1 pseudogene is annotated in these 795 nt (G+C 46.5%); it reads right to left on the reverse strand.

Annotated elements, in window-relative coordinates:
- Window positions 1–795, reverse strand: a pseudogene (locus A3756_RS06635) (DNA mismatch repair protein MutS); the annotation flags it as partial.

Consider the following 795-nt stretch of genomic DNA (forward strand, 5'->3'; position numbering starts at 1 on the left):
TCAACTGACCTTAAATCTGCCTGTATGGCGGGTAGTAGTATTAAAGTGTCTCTAAGTCGTGATAGGTCACGAGGGCGTGCAGATCTAAGCGCAATCCTGGCGAGTATACGCTGTACATCTCCGACTTGTTTTAAATTCGTTTGAATGGCGTCGTAGTTATAGGATTGCTCAAGTGAAGACACGCAATCTAGACGGGCATTCACAATTTCCCGGTCTCTTAAAGGGTGGTGGAGCCAGCGCCTAAGCAAGCGGCTACCCATTGCAGTTTTACAGGCATCCATTGCCCACGCCAAGGTGTGATTACTTTCGCCAGCAAGGTTGGTGTCAATTTCTAGGTTCTTGCGACTGGCTGCATCGAGTAGAATGTATTGACTACGCTCTTCTTTATTGATGGTGACAATATGAGGCAGCTCATTACGCTGAGTATCCTTTGCATACTGCAGCAGACAACCCGCCGCGCAGATAGCTAATTGCATCGAATCGATACCAAAGCCGCTTAAGTCTTTCGTTTTAAATTGAGTAGTCAATAAGCTTTTTGCGGAATCAAGATCATAAAGCCATGGAGCTTGGCGTCTAAGACCAGTTAAGTTCTCAAAAGCTCCTTCATATGGAAACTCTTCACTTATTAAAACTTCCGACGGTCTAATACGCTGCAACTCGCTTATTAGGTCGGGCAAGCCTCGAACTTGCGACACAGAAAAGCGTCCGCCACTCAGGTCTAGGTAGGCTAGACCAAAGGCTTCCTCATCACCAAAGGAAATTGAGCAGAGCAAATTGTCACGCCGCTCTTCTAGA

Source organism: Oleiphilus sp. HI0086, assembly GCF_001635225.1.